The 14,864-nt window shown below is 39.4% G+C and carries 16 protein-coding genes; 10 read left to right on the top strand and 6 right to left on the bottom strand.

What is annotated here, in order from left to right; genetic code table 11:
- Positions 1–29: 29 nt before the first annotated feature.
- From nfsB to O1Q79_RS09250, 4 genes are all read right to left on the bottom strand, one after another.
- Complete coding sequence (gene nfsB / locus O1Q79_RS09265; protein WP_386691940.1) at positions 30–680, bottom strand: oxygen-insensitive NAD(P)H nitroreductase; 651 nt, start codon at positions 678–680, stop codon at positions 30–32.
- A gap of 50 nt (positions 681–730) precedes the next feature.
- Positions 731–1,732 (bottom strand): LLM class flavin-dependent oxidoreductase, encoded by a 1,002-nt coding sequence (locus O1Q79_RS09260; RefSeq protein WP_386691938.1) that lies wholly within the window; start codon positions 1,730–1,732, stop codon positions 731–733.
- A 133-nt stretch (positions 1,733–1,865) separates the two neighbouring features.
- Positions 1,866–2,987, bottom strand: coding sequence for a Fic family protein (locus tag O1Q79_RS09255; protein WP_386691935.1), 1,122 nt, complete (start codon positions 2,985–2,987; stop codon positions 1,866–1,868).
- A 207-nt stretch (positions 2,988–3,194) separates the two neighbouring features.
- On the bottom strand, positions 3,195–3,623 hold the full coding sequence (locus tag O1Q79_RS09250; protein WP_386691933.1) for an organic hydroperoxide resistance protein: 429 nt from the start codon (positions 3,621–3,623) through the stop codon (positions 3,195–3,197).
- A gap of 386 nt (positions 3,624–4,009) precedes the next feature.
- Between O1Q79_RS09250 and O1Q79_RS09245 the strand changes: the two genes are divergently transcribed.
- The 6 genes from O1Q79_RS09245 to O1Q79_RS09220 all read left to right on the top strand — a co-directional run bounded on the left by O1Q79_RS09245 (position 4,010) and on the right by O1Q79_RS09220 (position 8,935).
- On the top strand, positions 4,010–4,627 hold the full coding sequence (locus O1Q79_RS09245; RefSeq protein WP_386691931.1) for a LysE/ArgO family amino acid transporter: 618 nt from the start codon (positions 4,010–4,012) through the stop codon (positions 4,625–4,627).
- A gap of 104 nt (positions 4,628–4,731) precedes the next feature.
- Entirely contained in the window at positions 4,732–5,607 is an 876-nt protein-coding gene (locus O1Q79_RS09240) for an AraC family transcriptional regulator N-terminal domain-containing protein (protein ID WP_386691929.1), read from the top strand.
- Between the two features lie 219 nt (positions 5,608–5,826).
- Positions 5,827–6,789: a mannose/fructose/sorbose PTS transporter subunit IIB gene (locus O1Q79_RS09235; RefSeq protein WP_386691927.1), complete on the top strand. Its 963-nt coding sequence runs from the start codon at positions 5,827–5,829 to the stop codon at positions 6,787–6,789.
- 9 nt (positions 6,790–6,798) lie between these two features.
- Positions 6,799–7,596, top strand: coding sequence for a PTS mannose/fructose/sorbose transporter subunit IIC (locus O1Q79_RS09230; RefSeq protein WP_386688763.1), 798 nt, complete (start codon positions 6,799–6,801; stop codon positions 7,594–7,596).
- A gap of 14 nt (positions 7,597–7,610) precedes the next feature.
- Positions 7,611–8,438 carry a PTS mannose transporter subunit IID gene (manZ, locus tag O1Q79_RS09225; protein ID WP_386691925.1) on the top strand — a complete coding sequence of 276 codons (828 nt, stop codon included), beginning with the start codon at positions 7,611–7,613 and terminating at the stop codon, positions 8,436–8,438.
- A gap of 122 nt (positions 8,439–8,560) precedes the next feature.
- Positions 8,561–8,935, top strand: a complete 375-nt coding sequence (locus O1Q79_RS09220) for a hypothetical protein (protein WP_386691923.1) — start codon at positions 8,561–8,563, stop codon at positions 8,933–8,935.
- Here O1Q79_RS09220 and O1Q79_RS09215 read toward each other — a convergent pair.
- Both O1Q79_RS09215 and rsmD read right to left on the bottom strand, forming a co-directional pair.
- On the bottom strand, positions 8,924–9,712 hold the full coding sequence (locus O1Q79_RS09215) for a Cof-type HAD-IIB family hydrolase (RefSeq protein ID WP_386691921.1): 789 nt from the start codon (positions 9,710–9,712) through the stop codon (positions 8,924–8,926). The genes O1Q79_RS09220 and O1Q79_RS09215 overlap by 12 nt on opposite strands.
- A 12-nt stretch (positions 9,713–9,724) precedes the next feature.
- A complete protein-coding gene (rsmD, locus tag O1Q79_RS09210) occupies positions 9,725–10,327 on the bottom strand; it encodes a 16S rRNA (guanine(966)-N(2))-methyltransferase RsmD (protein ID WP_386691919.1) in 603 nt (200 codons plus the stop codon).
- 69 nt (positions 10,328–10,396) lie between these two features.
- Here rsmD and ftsY point away from each other — a divergent pair, with 69 nt between their 5' ends.
- From ftsY to asd, 4 genes are all read left to right on the top strand, one after another.
- On the top strand, positions 10,397–11,821 hold the full coding sequence (ftsY, locus tag O1Q79_RS09205) for a signal recognition particle-docking protein FtsY (protein WP_386691917.1): 1,425 nt from the start codon (positions 10,397–10,399) through the stop codon (positions 11,819–11,821).
- A gap of 31 nt (positions 11,822–11,852) precedes the next feature.
- Complete coding sequence (ftsE, locus tag O1Q79_RS09200; RefSeq protein ID WP_386688740.1) at positions 11,853–12,509, top strand: cell division ATP-binding protein FtsE; 657 nt, start codon at positions 11,853–11,855, stop codon at positions 12,507–12,509.
- Between the two features lie 10 nt (positions 12,510–12,519).
- Positions 12,520–13,446: a permease-like cell division protein FtsX gene (gene ftsX / locus O1Q79_RS09195; RefSeq protein WP_386691915.1), complete on the top strand. Its 927-nt coding sequence runs from the start codon at positions 12,520–12,522 to the stop codon at positions 13,444–13,446.
- A gap of 278 nt (positions 13,447–13,724) precedes the next feature.
- Positions 13,725–14,837 carry an aspartate-semialdehyde dehydrogenase gene (asd, locus tag O1Q79_RS09190; protein WP_386691913.1) on the top strand — a complete coding sequence of 371 codons (1,113 nt, stop codon included), beginning with the start codon at positions 13,725–13,727 and terminating at the stop codon, positions 14,835–14,837.
- Positions 14,838–14,864: the final 27 nt, after the last annotated feature.

Raw genomic sequence — 14,864 nt, 5'->3', positions numbered from 1 at the left:
TGCGGTGAAAAATCCAATAACTTTCCCAATCACGCTTTAGTAAAAATCACATCATCCGTCAAACGAGATTTTGGTAATTTTGCATTAAAATCCTCTTCCGCACGGTAGCCAAAAGCCACCACAGCCAACGAATGATAACCTTTTTCGCTCAAACCAAATTCAGCATCTAAAGTAGCAAAATCAGCCCCTTCCATTGGTACACTATCAACACCTAAGGCAGCCGCTGCCATTAAGGTGAAACCTAAGTTTAGATACACCTGTTTAGCAAACCAAATTGGCTCATCTTTTAATTCTTCACGGTGAATATTTAAAAATAAACAGCGAACGTCATTACCTGCTTTTTTCTGGTCTGCCGTAGCATAACGACCGTCTTTATCTTCCTGTGCTAATACAGCTTTTAAAAATTCATCGCTGGCTTGGTTTAAACAAGCAAAAACAACAACGTGTGAAGCATCTATTACTTTGTTTGCGTTAAATGGATAATTGGCAAATGCTTTGGCAATACGTGCTTTGCCTGCATCGTCATCGGCTATGATAAAATGCCAAGGTTGGATATTCACGCTAGACGGGCTTTGACGTAACGCATCTTGAATTTCTGCCCAATCTTGAGCTGAAATTTTACGGTTTGCATCAAAGACTTTGGTTGAATAACGTTGTGCGGTAAAAGTTGAAGTTTTCATTTGCTTTCCTTTTTTAGTGGGTTAATTTATAAAATATTATAAGGGATTTACTATTCTTGTACCAATTCATTTAACAGCTCATAGCTTCTATGCTGCTTATCTTCATCAAAAATATAACTCACCGCCATTAACTCTTCAAATTGCACTCGCTCACGCAAGGCATTTAATTGTTGTTTGACGGTATCAGGGCTACCAATAAGCGAGCAACTAGTCATAGCTTGCACCATAGCTTTTTCTTGCCCCATAAAAGGTAAATGAAAACCTTGCCAAAGGGCTTTCTCACTTTCGAAAGGTGGTTGTACGGCGTTAGTTTGCCCAGTAACAACACCTAAAAATAGTTGGGTTTGACTAGTAGCAAGGCTTTCGGCTTCACTATCAGTTTGTGCCACAATAGCATTTGCCCCCACGATCACATAAGGTCTGTCCAACACCGCAGACGGCTTAAACTCACGGCGATAAATTTCTACTGCCATTTCTAAAAAACGTGGTGCAAAGTGTGAAGCAAAGGCATAAGGCAAACCAAGCTCGGCGGCTAAATAAGCAGATTCTGGGCTAGATCCTAAAATAATCATCGGCACATTTTGCCCGATTGCCATATAGGCTTTTACACTATCCTTGCGACTTTCTTCACTAAAATAACGGCGAAGTGTAGCAATATCTTCGGCAAAATCAGGATTAATATTGCCTCGTCTAAGAGCGGCAGCGGTCCGCATATCCGTTCCTGGGGCGCGTCCTAAACCAATTTCTACTCGGTTAGGATAAAGCTGGCTTAACGTGCCATATTGTTCAGCAACCTGTAATGGGCTGTGATTAGGCAACATCACGCCTCCCGCTCCCACCACAATTTTCTGAGTATTTGCCAACGTATGCTGAATGAGTAATTGAGTAGAACTGCTTGCCATATTCGGCATATTGTGGTGTTCAGCAATCCAATAACGGCGAAAATTCAATCTTTCCGCTAGTTGAGCAAGGCGAGTCATGGCATCGACAGCTTGTACAAAATTTTGCCCTTGACGTAAGGGAACTAGATTTAATATTGAAAGATTAAGCATGGGATTTCCTTATTTCAGTTGGACTGAAAACGTAAAAGCGCGGTGTAATTTTGTTAATATTTTACCATTAACAAAACTATACCGCTTGCTTTGTCAAAAAAAAGATCGCATACCTGCGGTCTTTTTTACTATTCTAAACTCGTACTAAATTCAACATTTCATCAAACGCATATAATGTTGATTTTCGTCCGCTTGCTTCTTCCATTACGCTTAAAATACCCTGTTCAAATAATGCTTTGGTAAAGCGATTTGCTGTCGCAGGCGGAATTTCGGTGTGTTCGCTTAGTTGGCTATTTCTAAAAATCGGATAAGTAAACACAAAATCTAACACTGCCAATGCGTGTTTGCTGGATAAAATTTCGCTAAATTGTTGTTTCATTTGCTCGTATAAATCACGGATATTTTCCGCCACTTGTAAATTGCGTTGTGATTGCGTGCTAATCGCTTGTAAAAAGAAATTCAACCATTCGTGCCATTCGCCTGTTTGGGAAACTTGTCGCATTAAATTGGTGTAGCGGTTTTTATGCTCTTCCAAATAACCACTGATATAAAAGTAAGGGGCGGAAATGGTATGCGATGACCACAACATCAAGGTAATCAGCATTCGCCCAATGCGTCCGTTACCGTCTTGGAATGGGTGTAAGGCTTCAAATTCTAAATGGCTGACGGCGGTTTTAATCAGCACTGGATCGCTATTATGATTGATATAGCGGAATAAATTTTCCAAGCCGTCTAATAGCTTTTCAGGACTAATCGGCACAAATAAAATTTTACGGCTTAAGGTATCAGCTAAATAATTTTGTTCTGTTTTAAATTCCCCTGGGGATTTATTCGCTCCACGCCCGAGTGATAAAAGTTGCTGCTGCATGGTTTTGATCAAATGCACACTCAATGGATAGCCTTCTTGCATGGCAAGTTGAGCATTTTTTAACGTGCGTTGATATAGCACGGTTTCAATCACATCATTGCGTACATTGAGATTATCGCCATTAAAGGCATCGGCTTCATAACGCAAAATTTCTTCCATAGTGCTAATCGTCCCTTCCATACGTGATGAAATCACCGCTTCTTGATTACGCAAAGGAGCAAGCAAAATCTCGCTGTTATGCAGAGTCTTGAGCATTTGATCGTAACGAGCAATAGCAGTTGTTGCGTCTAATAAGGAAGTCATGATTTGGTTAAAATCAATGTGTTGTGGCGAAAATTGTCCATCACGATAATGCACGGCTTGATCTAGCTTGAAATTATTGAACATTTTGCAACTCACTTTTTACTATTTTTGATTAACAAACTATATTATGCCATATTGATGAGCTATAAACAATTTTGTCAATCAAATTCTATTATTTTTGATTGACAAATAAATTTGTACGAGATAAGTGAACGTTAAAATATCATTTGCAAAATCTACACCAAAAATCACCGCACTTTTCTGCACGGTGATTTTGCCTAATCCGCTAAATTACAAATCAAAGGACTGAATCAAATTCACATGCAAGCGTGTTTCCACATTACCACGCACGGCGTTTGAATATGGACAAACTTGATGCGTGCGTTCAATTAACTGACGTGCTTGCTCTTCGTTGATACCTGCCACTTCAATGGTAATATCAATATCTAACGAGAATGAGCCGTCCGATTTTTGACCGATGCCTACGCCCACTTTGCTTTTTGATGATGTCAGTTTAATGCCTAATTGTCCAGATACCAAATTCATCGCACTGTCAAAGCACGCTGCATAGCCCATGGCAAAAAGCTGTTCTGGGTTTGCCCCTTTTTTGTCAGTTTCTTGGAAAGAAACCAAATCAAAACCAAGTGAACCGTCATCTAATTGTGTACGACCTGAACGACCGCCAACCGCTGTGGCACTGGTACTGTAAAAGATTTTCATAATGTTACTCCGATGATTTAAAGGGCGTTTTGCCCTGTTAGGTTAAATATTCTATTCCGCTGTGGAATGAGCGTATTATAGAGCGTTCGGAAAATTTTGGTTAGCCTGTTTCGCTAGGATAGCTGCCTAATACTCCAAATTTACAAAATAAATGAGAAAAAAGACTGCACATTTTGCCTAATCCGACAAAGTGCGGTGTTTTTTTATCGTATTTTTGCAACTTGATTTTTCGGGCGGACACATGGGTATCGCCCCTACAATAAAACGCTCACAAGCCCTATGCTATAACAGAATAGTCTAAATAAAACGGCTTGCCTCTCAGTTTTTCAATCATCTATAATGTCATGACGATTTAATCAGGTTAGGATTAATAAGGTAAGGGAGATATGTTTATTAAAGGAATACTAGTTTCTGCCAGCTTGATTATGGCGATTGGCAGCCAAAATCTGTTTGTATTAAAAAATGGACTGCGACAAAATCATGTGTTGCTGATTTGCTTGGTATGTTTTTTGTGTGATTTTGTGTTGATAAGCATTGGCGTAATGGGCGTTGGGGCGTTATTTGCACAAAATCCTTATTTCAGTGCCGCTTTGGCACTGTTGGGGGGATTATATCTGCTGACTTATGTTTTTTGGGCGTTCAAAAGCTCGCTCTACCCACAAAACAAGTTGGATTTGAGCGGTGAACAAGTAAAATTTAGTGCAAAAAACACGCTGTTTGCCACCTTGGCGATTACCTTGCTCAATCCGCATGTGTATTTAGATACGGTGGTAATTCTCGGTGGTATCGCTGGGACGATGAGTTTTGACGAAAAATTACTGTTTTTAATAGGGGCATCGCTATCGTCTTTTGTGTGGTTTTTCGGCTTGGGATTTGGGGCAAAATTGCTCATTCCCTTGTTCAAAAATCCTACATCATGGCGTGTACTGGATTTTGTGGTAGGTTGTATCATGTTTTGGATCGCCTATGAATTGTTGAGTTTTTTTGTGCGAGTTTTGGTGTAGATTTTGTATTTACACCATTATCAACAAAGACCCAAAGACTTATTAATCCCCTGATATTTTAATCAGCCCCCAAAAAGTTAGACACTCACATCAAGGATAAAAAAATGCTTTCTACTCACATCACCCAATCCCTACTTGCCATTTGCCCCAAAAACAGCATTTGGCAAACACAGATAGACGGTTTATTTTTACATCATTTAGACAATCCAATAGTAATGAACGCCTTTCGCCAAAACCCCAGTTTATGCGTGGTATTAATGGGCGAACGTCTGTTGTGTATCGGCGATAAATGTAGCCGTTTTAATCAAGACAATATGAGCCTTTGCCCGGTCAATACGCCTGTGATGATGACGGTCGATCACGCCACGCCGAATAAGCCGTATTTTGCTCTATCATTGCAGTTTGATTTAAATATCGTTGCCAAAGTTGCCCAGCAATTAGACTTGCACAATTCGGCAAAAAACACAGTACAAGCCAAAGATTTTCTCACCCTGTTTAATCCTAGCCAAGAGTTAATCAATGCCCTAGAACGCTTGCTTGCCTTGCTTTATTCACCAAACTCAGAACAAAACATCGCCATACTCGCTCCACTGTATTTACAGGAAATTTACTACTACCTGCTTACCAGTCCACAAGGCGACAGACTACGTGAACTATGCCGACAAGGTAGCCACGCCGAACGAATTTTTAAGGCGACTACTTGGCTTAATCAGCATTTTAATGAGCCGTTAAATATTGCCGAATTGGCGAATTTATGCGGAATGAGTGAGTCAGGTTTTTATCAGCATTTCCGCCAAATCAACCAGCAAAGCCCGTTGCAATATCAAAAAAATCTGCGTTTAACCGAAGCACAACGCCTAATCCAACAAGGAGGTAATGCTATTTCCCAAATTTCCTATGATGTGGGTTATGAAAGCCCAAGCCAATTTAGTCGCGAATATAAACGCTATTTTGGACGAGTGCCGAGTGAGGAAATTTAGCTAATAATTATTATTCTCTAAATTTCTTCTCTAAGAATATAAATATATTTAGTTATCTCTCTTCATATTTTCAAGAAATGTCGTTTTTTTATTAAATTTGTGATCTAGCTCACACTTTTTCTAAATATATTTGTTGCAAAAAACATCATTAAGTGTAAATTATGTTCAAGCTGAAACGTTACAGCTTAAAATTATTTAATAACTTATGGAGATCTGAAAATGACTCATCTTATCGTTGCAACACACGGTAAATTTTCTGCAGAAATCGTTAACTCAGCGGCAATGGTTTTCGGTGAAGATGAAAATACCCATGTTGTTACTTTCCTCCCCGGTGAAGGAGGTGATGATTTAGTGGCAAAGTATCAAGCCATTATAGCCAATTTACCTGAAAATGAACCCGTATTATTCCTTGTAGATTTATTCGGGGGCAGTCCTTATAATGCCGCAGCTCGGGTAGCGACAGAACGAGCTAATACGGATATTGTGACAGGCATTAGTTTGCCAATGTTGCTTGAGTGTCTTGATGCGAAAGACAGTAGTTCCCTTGCGGAATTGGTAGAAACAGCAAAAGAAGTCGGCGTACAAGCAGTAAAATCTTTCCGTAACCCAGAAGCTAAAGCAAAACCAGCCAAACCAATCAATCCCACATCAATTCAAGCCGAAAAAACACCACCCCATCTCAATGGCAATTTAAATATTTCCTTGTTGCGGATTGATAGCCGTTTAATTCACGGTCAAGTGGCAACATCATGGGCGAAAGCGGTTAAATGTGAAGCCATTTTTGCGGTAAATGATGATGTGGCGAATGATAAATTACGCCGAGAATTGTTACTACAAATTGTACCGGCAGGCTTGAAAGGCTATGTGATTCCGGTAGATAAAGCAATTAAAGTGTATCACAACCCAAAATACACCGGTAAAAATATTTTATGGTTAGTCACTAACCCTGCTGATATTATTCGTTTAATCGAAGGTGGGGTAAAAATTAACAAAGTCAATGTAGGAGGCATGACCTACAAAGATGGCAATAAACAGCTTTCAGAAGCAGTTACCGTGAGCAAAGCAGATGTAGAGGCTTTCAAAAAATTAATCGATTTAGGGGTAGAGTTGACCATGCAACAAGTTGCCACTAGCTCCAAAGTCGAAGTAACTAAAGCGAAATTAAATGCTCTTCAATTCTAAGGAAATATTATGACTACAATTGAAATTATTTTAGTAACCCTTGTCGCTGCAATTTGCGGTATGGGGTCCGTATTAGACGAACGTCAGACTCACCGTCCGTTAGTCGCTTGTACACTCATCGGTTGGGTATTAGGTGATTTACAAACAGGTATTATCGTAGGCGGTACACTGGAAATGTTAGCCCTTGGTTGGATGAACGTAGGGGCAGCAATGGCACCTGATGCAGCATTAGCATCAGTAATTGCAGCAATCCTTGTGATCAAAGGCGGTCAAGATAAAGGCACTGCGATTGCGATTGCCATTCCTGTGGCAGCAGCAGGGCAAGTGCTGACTATCTTCGTGCGAACACTCACCATTTTCTTACAACATAAAGCTGATGATTATGCCGAAAAAGCCAACTTCCGAGGCATTGAGCTTTGCCATTTTGCAGGGCTTTCCTTACAAGGTTTGCGTGTAGCAGTTCCAACTTTAGCGGTAGCCTTAGTGGCAGGCACAGATACGGTAACAGCCGCCTTAGATGCCATTCCTGAAGTGGTAACACGTGGCTTACAAATTGCAGGTGGATTTATCGTGGTGGTCGGTTATGCCATGGTGATCAATATGATGAGAGCTGGTGCATTAATGCCATTCTTCTTTATTGGTTTCGTGATTGCCTCATTCTCCAACTACAACTTAGTAGGATTAGGTTTCTTAGGGGCGTGTTTAGCCTTAATTTACATTCAGTTAAACCCACAATTTAACCAATCACAAGCCGTAGCAAGCCAACACAAAAAAGAGCTTGCTGATGATGAACTTGAAGGTCTATAAGAAGGAATTTTAAAATGTCTGAGAAAAAACAATTAACCCAAGCGGATATTCGTGCAACCTACTGGCGTTCCACCTTTTTACTAGGGTCTTTCAATTTTGAACGTATGCAATCAATGGGCTTTTGTGTGTCAATGATCCCTGCAATCAAACGCCTTTATAGCGATAAAAATGACCAAGTTGCAGCGTTAAGACGGCACCTTGAATTTTTCAACACACAACCTTGGGTCGGTTCTGCGATTATGGGTGTAACCGCTGCGATGGAACAAGAACGAGCCAATGGTGCAGAAATTGATGATGCCGCAATAAGCGGTGTTAAAGTCGGTTTAATGGGACCTTTAGCTGGTGTAGGCGACCCAATTTTCTGGGGAACCTTACGTCCTGTACTTGCAGCTCTTGGTGCGGGTTTAGCCATTAGTGGTAGCTTACTTGGTCCATTGTTATTCTTTGTGTTAATCAATCTTGCCCGTGCGGCAACCCGTTGGTATGGGTTCAAATACGGTTATCAAAAAGGAACAGAAATCGTTGGCGATATGGGTGGCGGTCGTTTACAAAAAGTTACGCAAGGAGCGTCCATTCTCGGCTTGTTTGTCATGGGATCGCTAGTATCGAAATGGACCAGTATTAACATTCCATTAGAGCTTTCTCGTTATACCAACCAAGCAGGTCAAGAAGTGGTAACAACAGTACAAAGCGTGCTAAACGATCTTTTACCAGGGTTAGCCGCATTGGTGTTGACATTTATTTGTATGGCATTATTACGCCGTAAAATTAATGCGATGTATATCATCTTTGCCTTGTTTGGGGTGGGGATTGTGGGGTATCATTTTGGTATCTTGGCGTAATCTTCTTACTTTCTTTGCTTGTGCAAAGAAAGTAAGCAAAGAAACACACCCCCGATTTAAACGAGTATGATAAGAGTGCGGTGATTTTTTTCCGCACTTTAAATTTTGGACGATAGATAATTATGAATATTAAACAATTATTACAATCACCCCCCTCAGAAACTTACATCAAAAATTCTTCCAAATTTATCACCGCACTTTTTATTCTAGCAGGCATATTGTATTACCCCACTCACGGCTATGGTTCAGTAATCGTGTTAGGTTTTGCGATTTTTGTATTACTCGGACAAAAAATATTGCTGTCACAAGCCAATAAGGATTTCCATGAAATGTATTTGGCTAAACAAAAATTTGAACAAAGCCAAAATAAAGATTATTTACGTTATATTGATGCTCGATCTGCACAAATGTTGCGAGATAACAAAGTATTATCCGATAAAGCAAAATTGGAAATTGCTGAATTAAAATCTTATGTAAATCAACACTTAAACGAGTAAAAACTCCCTCTCCAACACCAACGCAATACCATCTTCGTTATTACTGGTGGTTACTTGTTTTGCCACTTGTTTAATTTCATCAAGGGCATTGCCCATGGCGACACTTAACCCTGCATATTGCAACATATCCAAATCATTAAAATTATCGCCGAAAGCAATGACTTGATCGGCGGTGATGTTCAATAATTTTTCCATAAATTGAATGGCTTTCGCTTTGGTGGCGGCTTTGTTCATGATTTCAAGGTATTCAGGTTTAGAGCGGTGAATACTCAAGTGCGGTAGATTTTGTTTGAGTTTTTGTTCTAACTGTTGAATATTAGCTGCGTTCCCCATCACTAAAATTTTATGCACATCTGTTAAATCTGTTGGTACAATTTGAGCCTGTAAGCCTGTAATTTGGCTTTCTTGCAACGTCCAAAGATTGCTTAAATCGTTGCTAAACCAGTTTAGTCCAGCATAATGATTAATGGATAAATCAGCGTAATCCGCTAAAATTTGATTAAGCAACCTAACATCATTTTGTTCAATAAGTACGCTATAAAGTGCGGTTAAATTTTTATCTAAAATTAATGCTCCACTATAGCAAATTATCGCTTGTTCAGTGTGTAATTGCTCAGTGTAAGGTGTGATCGCATAAGGCGGTCGGGCGGAAACGGGAATAAATGGAATCCCTTTTTTCACAATGGCTTTTATTGCTTGCTCGGTACGTGAAGTGATTTGATGTTGGCTATTTAATAGTGTGCCATCAATATCGCTGAAAACGGCTTGGTATGACATAAATGCCTCCTTTTATTTTTTCTGATACAACCGATAACAAACCTGACCCGTGATTTTTTCTTTCAATAAATACCAATTTTCAGGTGCATTTAAAGGTTTATCTTTTTCGGTTTCTACATAAATTAACGCTTGCTGTTGTAACCAGTTATTTTGTTCTAACAATTTAATAGCTTGTTCGCTCAAGCCAAAGTTAAATGGTGGATCAAGAAAAACCACATCAAAGTGCGGTGTTTTTTGCGGTTGTTTTAACCATTCAAGGCTGTTTTGATTAATTACATTTGCTTGATTTTCATCGCATTTTAAACGGATTAAATTCTGTTTTAATTGATTAAAGACGGTTTTCTCAAGCTCCACAAAAGTCACCTGTTTTGCTCCCCTTGATAAACTTTCAAAGCCAAGTGAGCCACTACCAGCAAAGCAATCTAAACAACAACTATTCACAATATAAGGCATTAACCAGTTAAACAATGTTTCTTTAACTCGATCCCCCGTAGGACGTAAACCTTGTGAGTTTAATACAGGTAATTTTCGTCCCCGCCAACGACCAGCAATAATACGGACTTCACCCTTGCTTTGTGATTGGTTTGGTGTGTGTTCTTTTGTGTATTTTTTCATACAGATAATAGATAAAAAATGATAAACTATACAAATTTTATATAGTTTAACAGATATTAAGAGATTTTTATGACAGATGAAAAGAAAAAAGGCGGTTTTTGGTCGTGGTTGGGATTAGGTAAAAAGCAACCAGACGATATTGTTGATCAGCAACCACAGCAGGAAGAAACCGCTCAAATTATTAAAGAAAGCAACCAACCAGCGGAAAACATCGTTGTTCTTGTTGAAGAAAAAATTGAAGAAGTTAGCGATAAAATTGAGCAAACCATAGAAAACGTGAGTGAACATTTAAGCGAAGAAATGCTTGATGTGGTGGAAAATTTTGTTCAATCGGAAACAGCGTTAACTTCCGAACAAAATGATACCGTACTTGAACCTGTAAAAACAGAACAGATTGTGGCGGAAATTGCTGTTCAACCAGATGAAATTGAAGAAAATAATGCAGAAAGTGCGGTGCAAATTAAGCAAGTTTCTGATTCGATTGATGAAATAGAGCAACAAATTGAAATCTCATCAGAAGAAAAGCAAGAAGCTATTGCTGAAAGTGCTATTACGCAAGAAAAACCGAGCGAGGGAGGCTTTTTCAGTCGTTTATTAAAAGGTTTGGTGAAAACCAAACAAAATATCGGGTCTGGCTTTCGTTCGCTGTTTTTTGGTAAAAAAATTGATGATGAACTATTTGAAGAATTGGAAGAACAGCTATTAATTGCCGATATTGGCGTGCCGACTACCAGCAAAATTATCAAAAATTTAGAGCAACACGCTACACATCAACAGCTTAAAGATGCGGATTTATTATATCAACAATTAAAACAAGAAATGGCGGATATTCTTAATCCTGTGGCACAACCATTGCAGATTGACGCTGCCAAAAAACCTTATGTCATTTTAATGGTCGGTGTGAACGGTGTGGGTAAAACCACTACCATTGGCAAACTGGCTCGTCAATTCCAGCAACAAGGCAAATCAGTGATGTTAGCTGCTGGTGATACATTCCGTGCCGCTGCGGTAGAACAGTTGCAAGTGTGGGGCGAACGTAATCATATTCCAGTGGTGGCACAAGCTACTGGCTCGGATTCGGCATCAGTGATTTTTGATGCCATGCAATCAGCGGCAGCGAAAAATATTGATATTTTAATTGCGGACACCGCTGGGCGTTTGCAAAATAAAAATAATTTGATGGACGAGTTGAAAAAAATCGTGCGAGTGATGAAAAAATATGATGAAACCGCACCGCATGAAATTATGCTCACCCTTGATGCTGGCACAGGGCAAAATGCCATTAGTCAGGCAAAATTATTTAATGAAGCCGTGGGGCTTACAGGAATTTGCTTAACTAAATTAGATGGCACCGCCAAAGGTGGCGTAATTTTTGCCATTGCGGATCAGTTTAATTTGCCGATTCGCTATATCGGTGTCGGTGAAAAAATTGAAGATTTACGTGCGTTTAATGCCAATGAATTTATTGATGCCCTATTTACGCATGAAGAATAGGCATAGGAAAACTAATCGGAAAGGATAAAAAATGATACATTTTCAAAATGTAAGCAAAGCCTATTTAGGCAGTAAACAACCTGCTTTACAAGGACTAAACTTTCATTTACCTGTTGGCAGTATGACCTATTTAACAGGGCATTCTGGAGCAGGTAAAAGTACATTGTTAAAATTAATTATGGGCATGGAACGTGCTAACGGCGGACAAATTTGGTTTAATGGACACAACATCACCCGTCTATCTGCTTATGAATTGCCCTTTTTACGCCGTCAAATAGGTATGGTACATCAAGATTATCGTCTTTTGCCCGATCGTTCTATTGTGGATAACGTTGCACTTCCATTAATTATTGCTGGAATGCACCCCAAAACTGCCCGAGATCGAGCGTTAGCTATGTTAGATGTAGTAGGGCTGTATGACCGTGCAGATCATCAGCCATTACATTTGTCAGGTGGTGAACAACAACGAGTAGATATTGCTCGAGCGGTGATACACAAACCACAATTATTGTTAGCTGACGAACCTACTGGCAACCTAGATAACACACTTTCTTTTGATATTTTTAGCCTATTTGAAGAATTTAATAAAATGGGAATGACTGTGTTAATTGCCACTCACAACGTGAGTTTAATTCAACAAAAACCAAAACCTTGCCTTGTGTTAGAACAAGGTTATTTGCGAGCATAAGGGAAAGAAAATGAGTTCAACACAAAAAGCCCCGTTTTGGGTGCAAATGAATTATGTTTTACGCAATGTGTGGGCAGATCTTTGCTTGAAAAAATATGGCACATTGTTGACGATTTTGGTGATAGCAGTGTCATTAACCATTCCTACAGTAAGTTTTTTACTTTGGAAAAATACCCATTTAGCCACCACAAAATTCTATCCTGAAACAGAATTAACGGTCTATTTGCATAAAAATCTCAATGCTGATGATTCCAATAAAGTGGTAGAAAAAATTCGTGAACAAAAAGGGGTGGAAAGCCTTAATTATATTTCACGTCAGGAAAGCCTGAAAGAATTTAAAGCATGGTCTGGTTTTAATGAAGAATTAGATATTTTAGACGATAACCCTCTACCAGCAGTGGTGATGATTCACCCTAGTTCGGAATTTCAAGCTTCAGAAAAACGTCAGGAATTACATAGTAACCTGATGAAAATCAAAGGGGTAGAAGAAGTTAGAATGGATAATGACTGGCTGGAAAAACTCACCGCAATTACTTGGCTGATTGCACATGTGGCTATTTTTAGTGCAGTATTGATGACCTTAGCGGTATTTTTAGTAATCGGTAACAGTATTCGTTCCGATGTATATAGTAGCAAAGCGAATATTCAAGTCATGAAACTACTCGGTGCCACCGATCAATTTATACTACGCCCTTTCCTTTATACGGGCATTATCTACGGCTTTTTAGGTGCGTTAGTCGCTTGTATTTTCAGTAGTTTTATCATTGGTTATTTCACCAGTGCGGTAAGATATGTTACCGATATTTTTGCGGTCCAATTTGAATTAAACGGCTTAGGATTCGCAGAATTTGCGTTCTTATTGATTATTTGCTCAATTGTGGGTTATACGTCTGCATGGATTGCAGCGACACGGCATATAAGGGTGTTGGGGAAGTGATGACAAATGCAGAAAAAGTTGGAATGTCACCTGAACAATCTAAAAATATTGATGAATTTTTGAGTTTATTCGTGAATCAATGTAAGAACGAGAGATTGAATTATAATATATTTATTTGAGTAAATAGTTATAAATAATCTTATTTATAATCCTTTTTTATGATGAAATTTAACTAAAACCCAAATTTCATCATTTTTTTATAAAAACACTTGATTTTATCAGGCTTATCTGTAATTTTATAAACTTCAAACACAACATAACTTAAAGGAAATGCAAATATGAAAAATGTCGGTTTTATCGGTTGGCGTGGTATGGTTGGCTCGGTATTAATGGATCGTATGGTTCAGGAAAACGATTTTGCTAACATTAATCCTGTGTTCTTCACCACATCGCAAGCGGGGCAAAAAGCCCCTGTGTTTGCAGGTAAAGATGCTGGTGAATTGAAAAACGCCTTTGATATTGATGAACTCAAAAAATTAGATATTATCGTGACCTGTCAAGGCGGTGATTACACCAACGAAGTGTATCCAAAATTAAAAGCCACGGGTTGGGACGGCTATTGGGTGGATGCAGCATCGGCATTACGTATGCAAGATGATGCGATTATTGTGTTAGATCCAGTAAACCAACATGTGATTACGGACGGCTTGAAAAAAGGGATTAAAACCTTTGTGGGCGGTAACTGTACCGTAAGCCTAATGTTAATGGCGATTGGTGGCTTATTTGAAAAAGACTTAGTGGAATGGATTTCGGTCGCCACTTATCAAGCCGCATCAGGTGCAGGTGCGAAAAATATGCGTGAGTTGTTGGTGCAAATGGGTCAATTAGAAGACAGCGTGAAAGCAGAATTGGCTGATCCAGCATCATCTATTTTAGACATTGAACGCAAAGTGACGGCTAAAATGCGTGCGGACGATTTCCCAACGGATAACTTTGGTGCAGCCTTAGGCGGCAGCTTAATTCCGTGGATTGACAAACTTCTACCAGAAACGGGACAAACCAAAGAAGAATGGAAAGGCTATGCGGAAACCAATAAAATTTTAGGTTTAAGCGACAACCCAATTCCTGTGGACGGCTTATGTGTGCGTATCGGCGCATTGCGTTGCCACAGCCAAGCGTTCACCATTAAACTCAAAAAAGACTTGCCACTAGCGGAAATTGAACAAATTTTGGCAAGCCATAATGAATGGGTGAAAGTGATTCCAAATGATAAAGAAACCACCTTGTGTGAGTTGACACCAGCTAAGGTGACTGGCACATTAAGCGTACCTGTCGGTCGTTTGCGTAAATTGGCAATGGGTCCTGAATATTTGGCAGCATTTACTGTGGGCGACCAATTATTATGGGGTGCGGCAGAGCCAGTACGTCGTATTTTGAAACAGTTAGTTTAGTGGTTGTGAGGTGCGTAATAAACGCAC

Origin of the sequence: Lonepinella sp. MS14434 (assembly GCF_042468235.1) — a bacterium.
Lineage (GTDB): Bacteria > Pseudomonadota > Gammaproteobacteria > Enterobacterales > Pasteurellaceae > Lonepinella.
This window is presented reverse-complemented; position numbering and strand designations above follow the sequence as displayed.

What these genes read in the sequence shown, in the direction of transcription:
- nfsB (WP_386691940.1), bottom strand. Translation starts at nt 680, where the DNA reads ATGAAAACTTCAACTTTTACCGCACAACGTTATTCAACCAAAGTCTTT.
- O1Q79_RS09260 (WP_386691938.1), bottom strand. Translation starts at nt 1,732, where the DNA reads ATGCTTAATCTTTCAATATTAAATCTAGTTCCCTTACGTCAAGGGCAA.
- O1Q79_RS09255 (WP_386691935.1), bottom strand. Translation starts at nt 2,987, where the DNA reads ATGTTCAATAATTTCAAGCTAGATCAAGCCGTGCATTATCGTGATGGA.
- O1Q79_RS09250 (WP_386691933.1), bottom strand. Translation starts at nt 3,623, where the DNA reads ATGAAAATCTTTTACAGTACCAGTGCCACAGCGGTTGGCGGTCGTTCA.
- O1Q79_RS09245 (WP_386691931.1), top strand. Translation starts at nt 4,010, where the DNA reads ATGTTTATTAAAGGAATACTAGTTTCTGCCAGCTTGATTATGGCGATT.
- O1Q79_RS09240 (WP_386691929.1), top strand. Translation starts at nt 4,732, where the DNA reads ATGCTTTCTACTCACATCACCCAATCCCTACTTGCCATTTGCCCCAAA.
- O1Q79_RS09235 (WP_386691927.1), top strand. Translation starts at nt 5,827, where the DNA reads ATGACTCATCTTATCGTTGCAACACACGGTAAATTTTCTGCAGAAATC.
- O1Q79_RS09230 (WP_386688763.1), top strand. Translation starts at nt 6,799, where the DNA reads ATGACTACAATTGAAATTATTTTAGTAACCCTTGTCGCTGCAATTTGC.
- manZ (WP_386691925.1), top strand. Translation starts at nt 7,611, where the DNA reads ATGTCTGAGAAAAAACAATTAACCCAAGCGGATATTCGTGCAACCTAC.
- O1Q79_RS09220 (WP_386691923.1), top strand. Translation starts at nt 8,561, where the DNA reads ATGAATATTAAACAATTATTACAATCACCCCCCTCAGAAACTTACATC.
- O1Q79_RS09215 (WP_386691921.1), bottom strand. Translation starts at nt 9,712, where the DNA reads ATGTCATACCAAGCCGTTTTCAGCGATATTGATGGCACACTATTAAAT.
- rsmD (WP_386691919.1), bottom strand. Translation starts at nt 10,327, where the DNA reads ATGAAAAAATACACAAAAGAACACACACCAAACCAATCACAAAGCAAG.
- ftsY (WP_386691917.1), top strand. Translation starts at nt 10,397, where the DNA reads ATGACAGATGAAAAGAAAAAAGGCGGTTTTTGGTCGTGGTTGGGATTA.
- ftsE (WP_386688740.1), top strand. Translation starts at nt 11,853, where the DNA reads ATGATACATTTTCAAAATGTAAGCAAAGCCTATTTAGGCAGTAAACAA.
- ftsX (WP_386691915.1), top strand. Translation starts at nt 12,520, where the DNA reads ATGAGTTCAACACAAAAAGCCCCGTTTTGGGTGCAAATGAATTATGTT.
- asd (WP_386691913.1), top strand. Translation starts at nt 13,725, where the DNA reads ATGAAAAATGTCGGTTTTATCGGTTGGCGTGGTATGGTTGGCTCGGTA.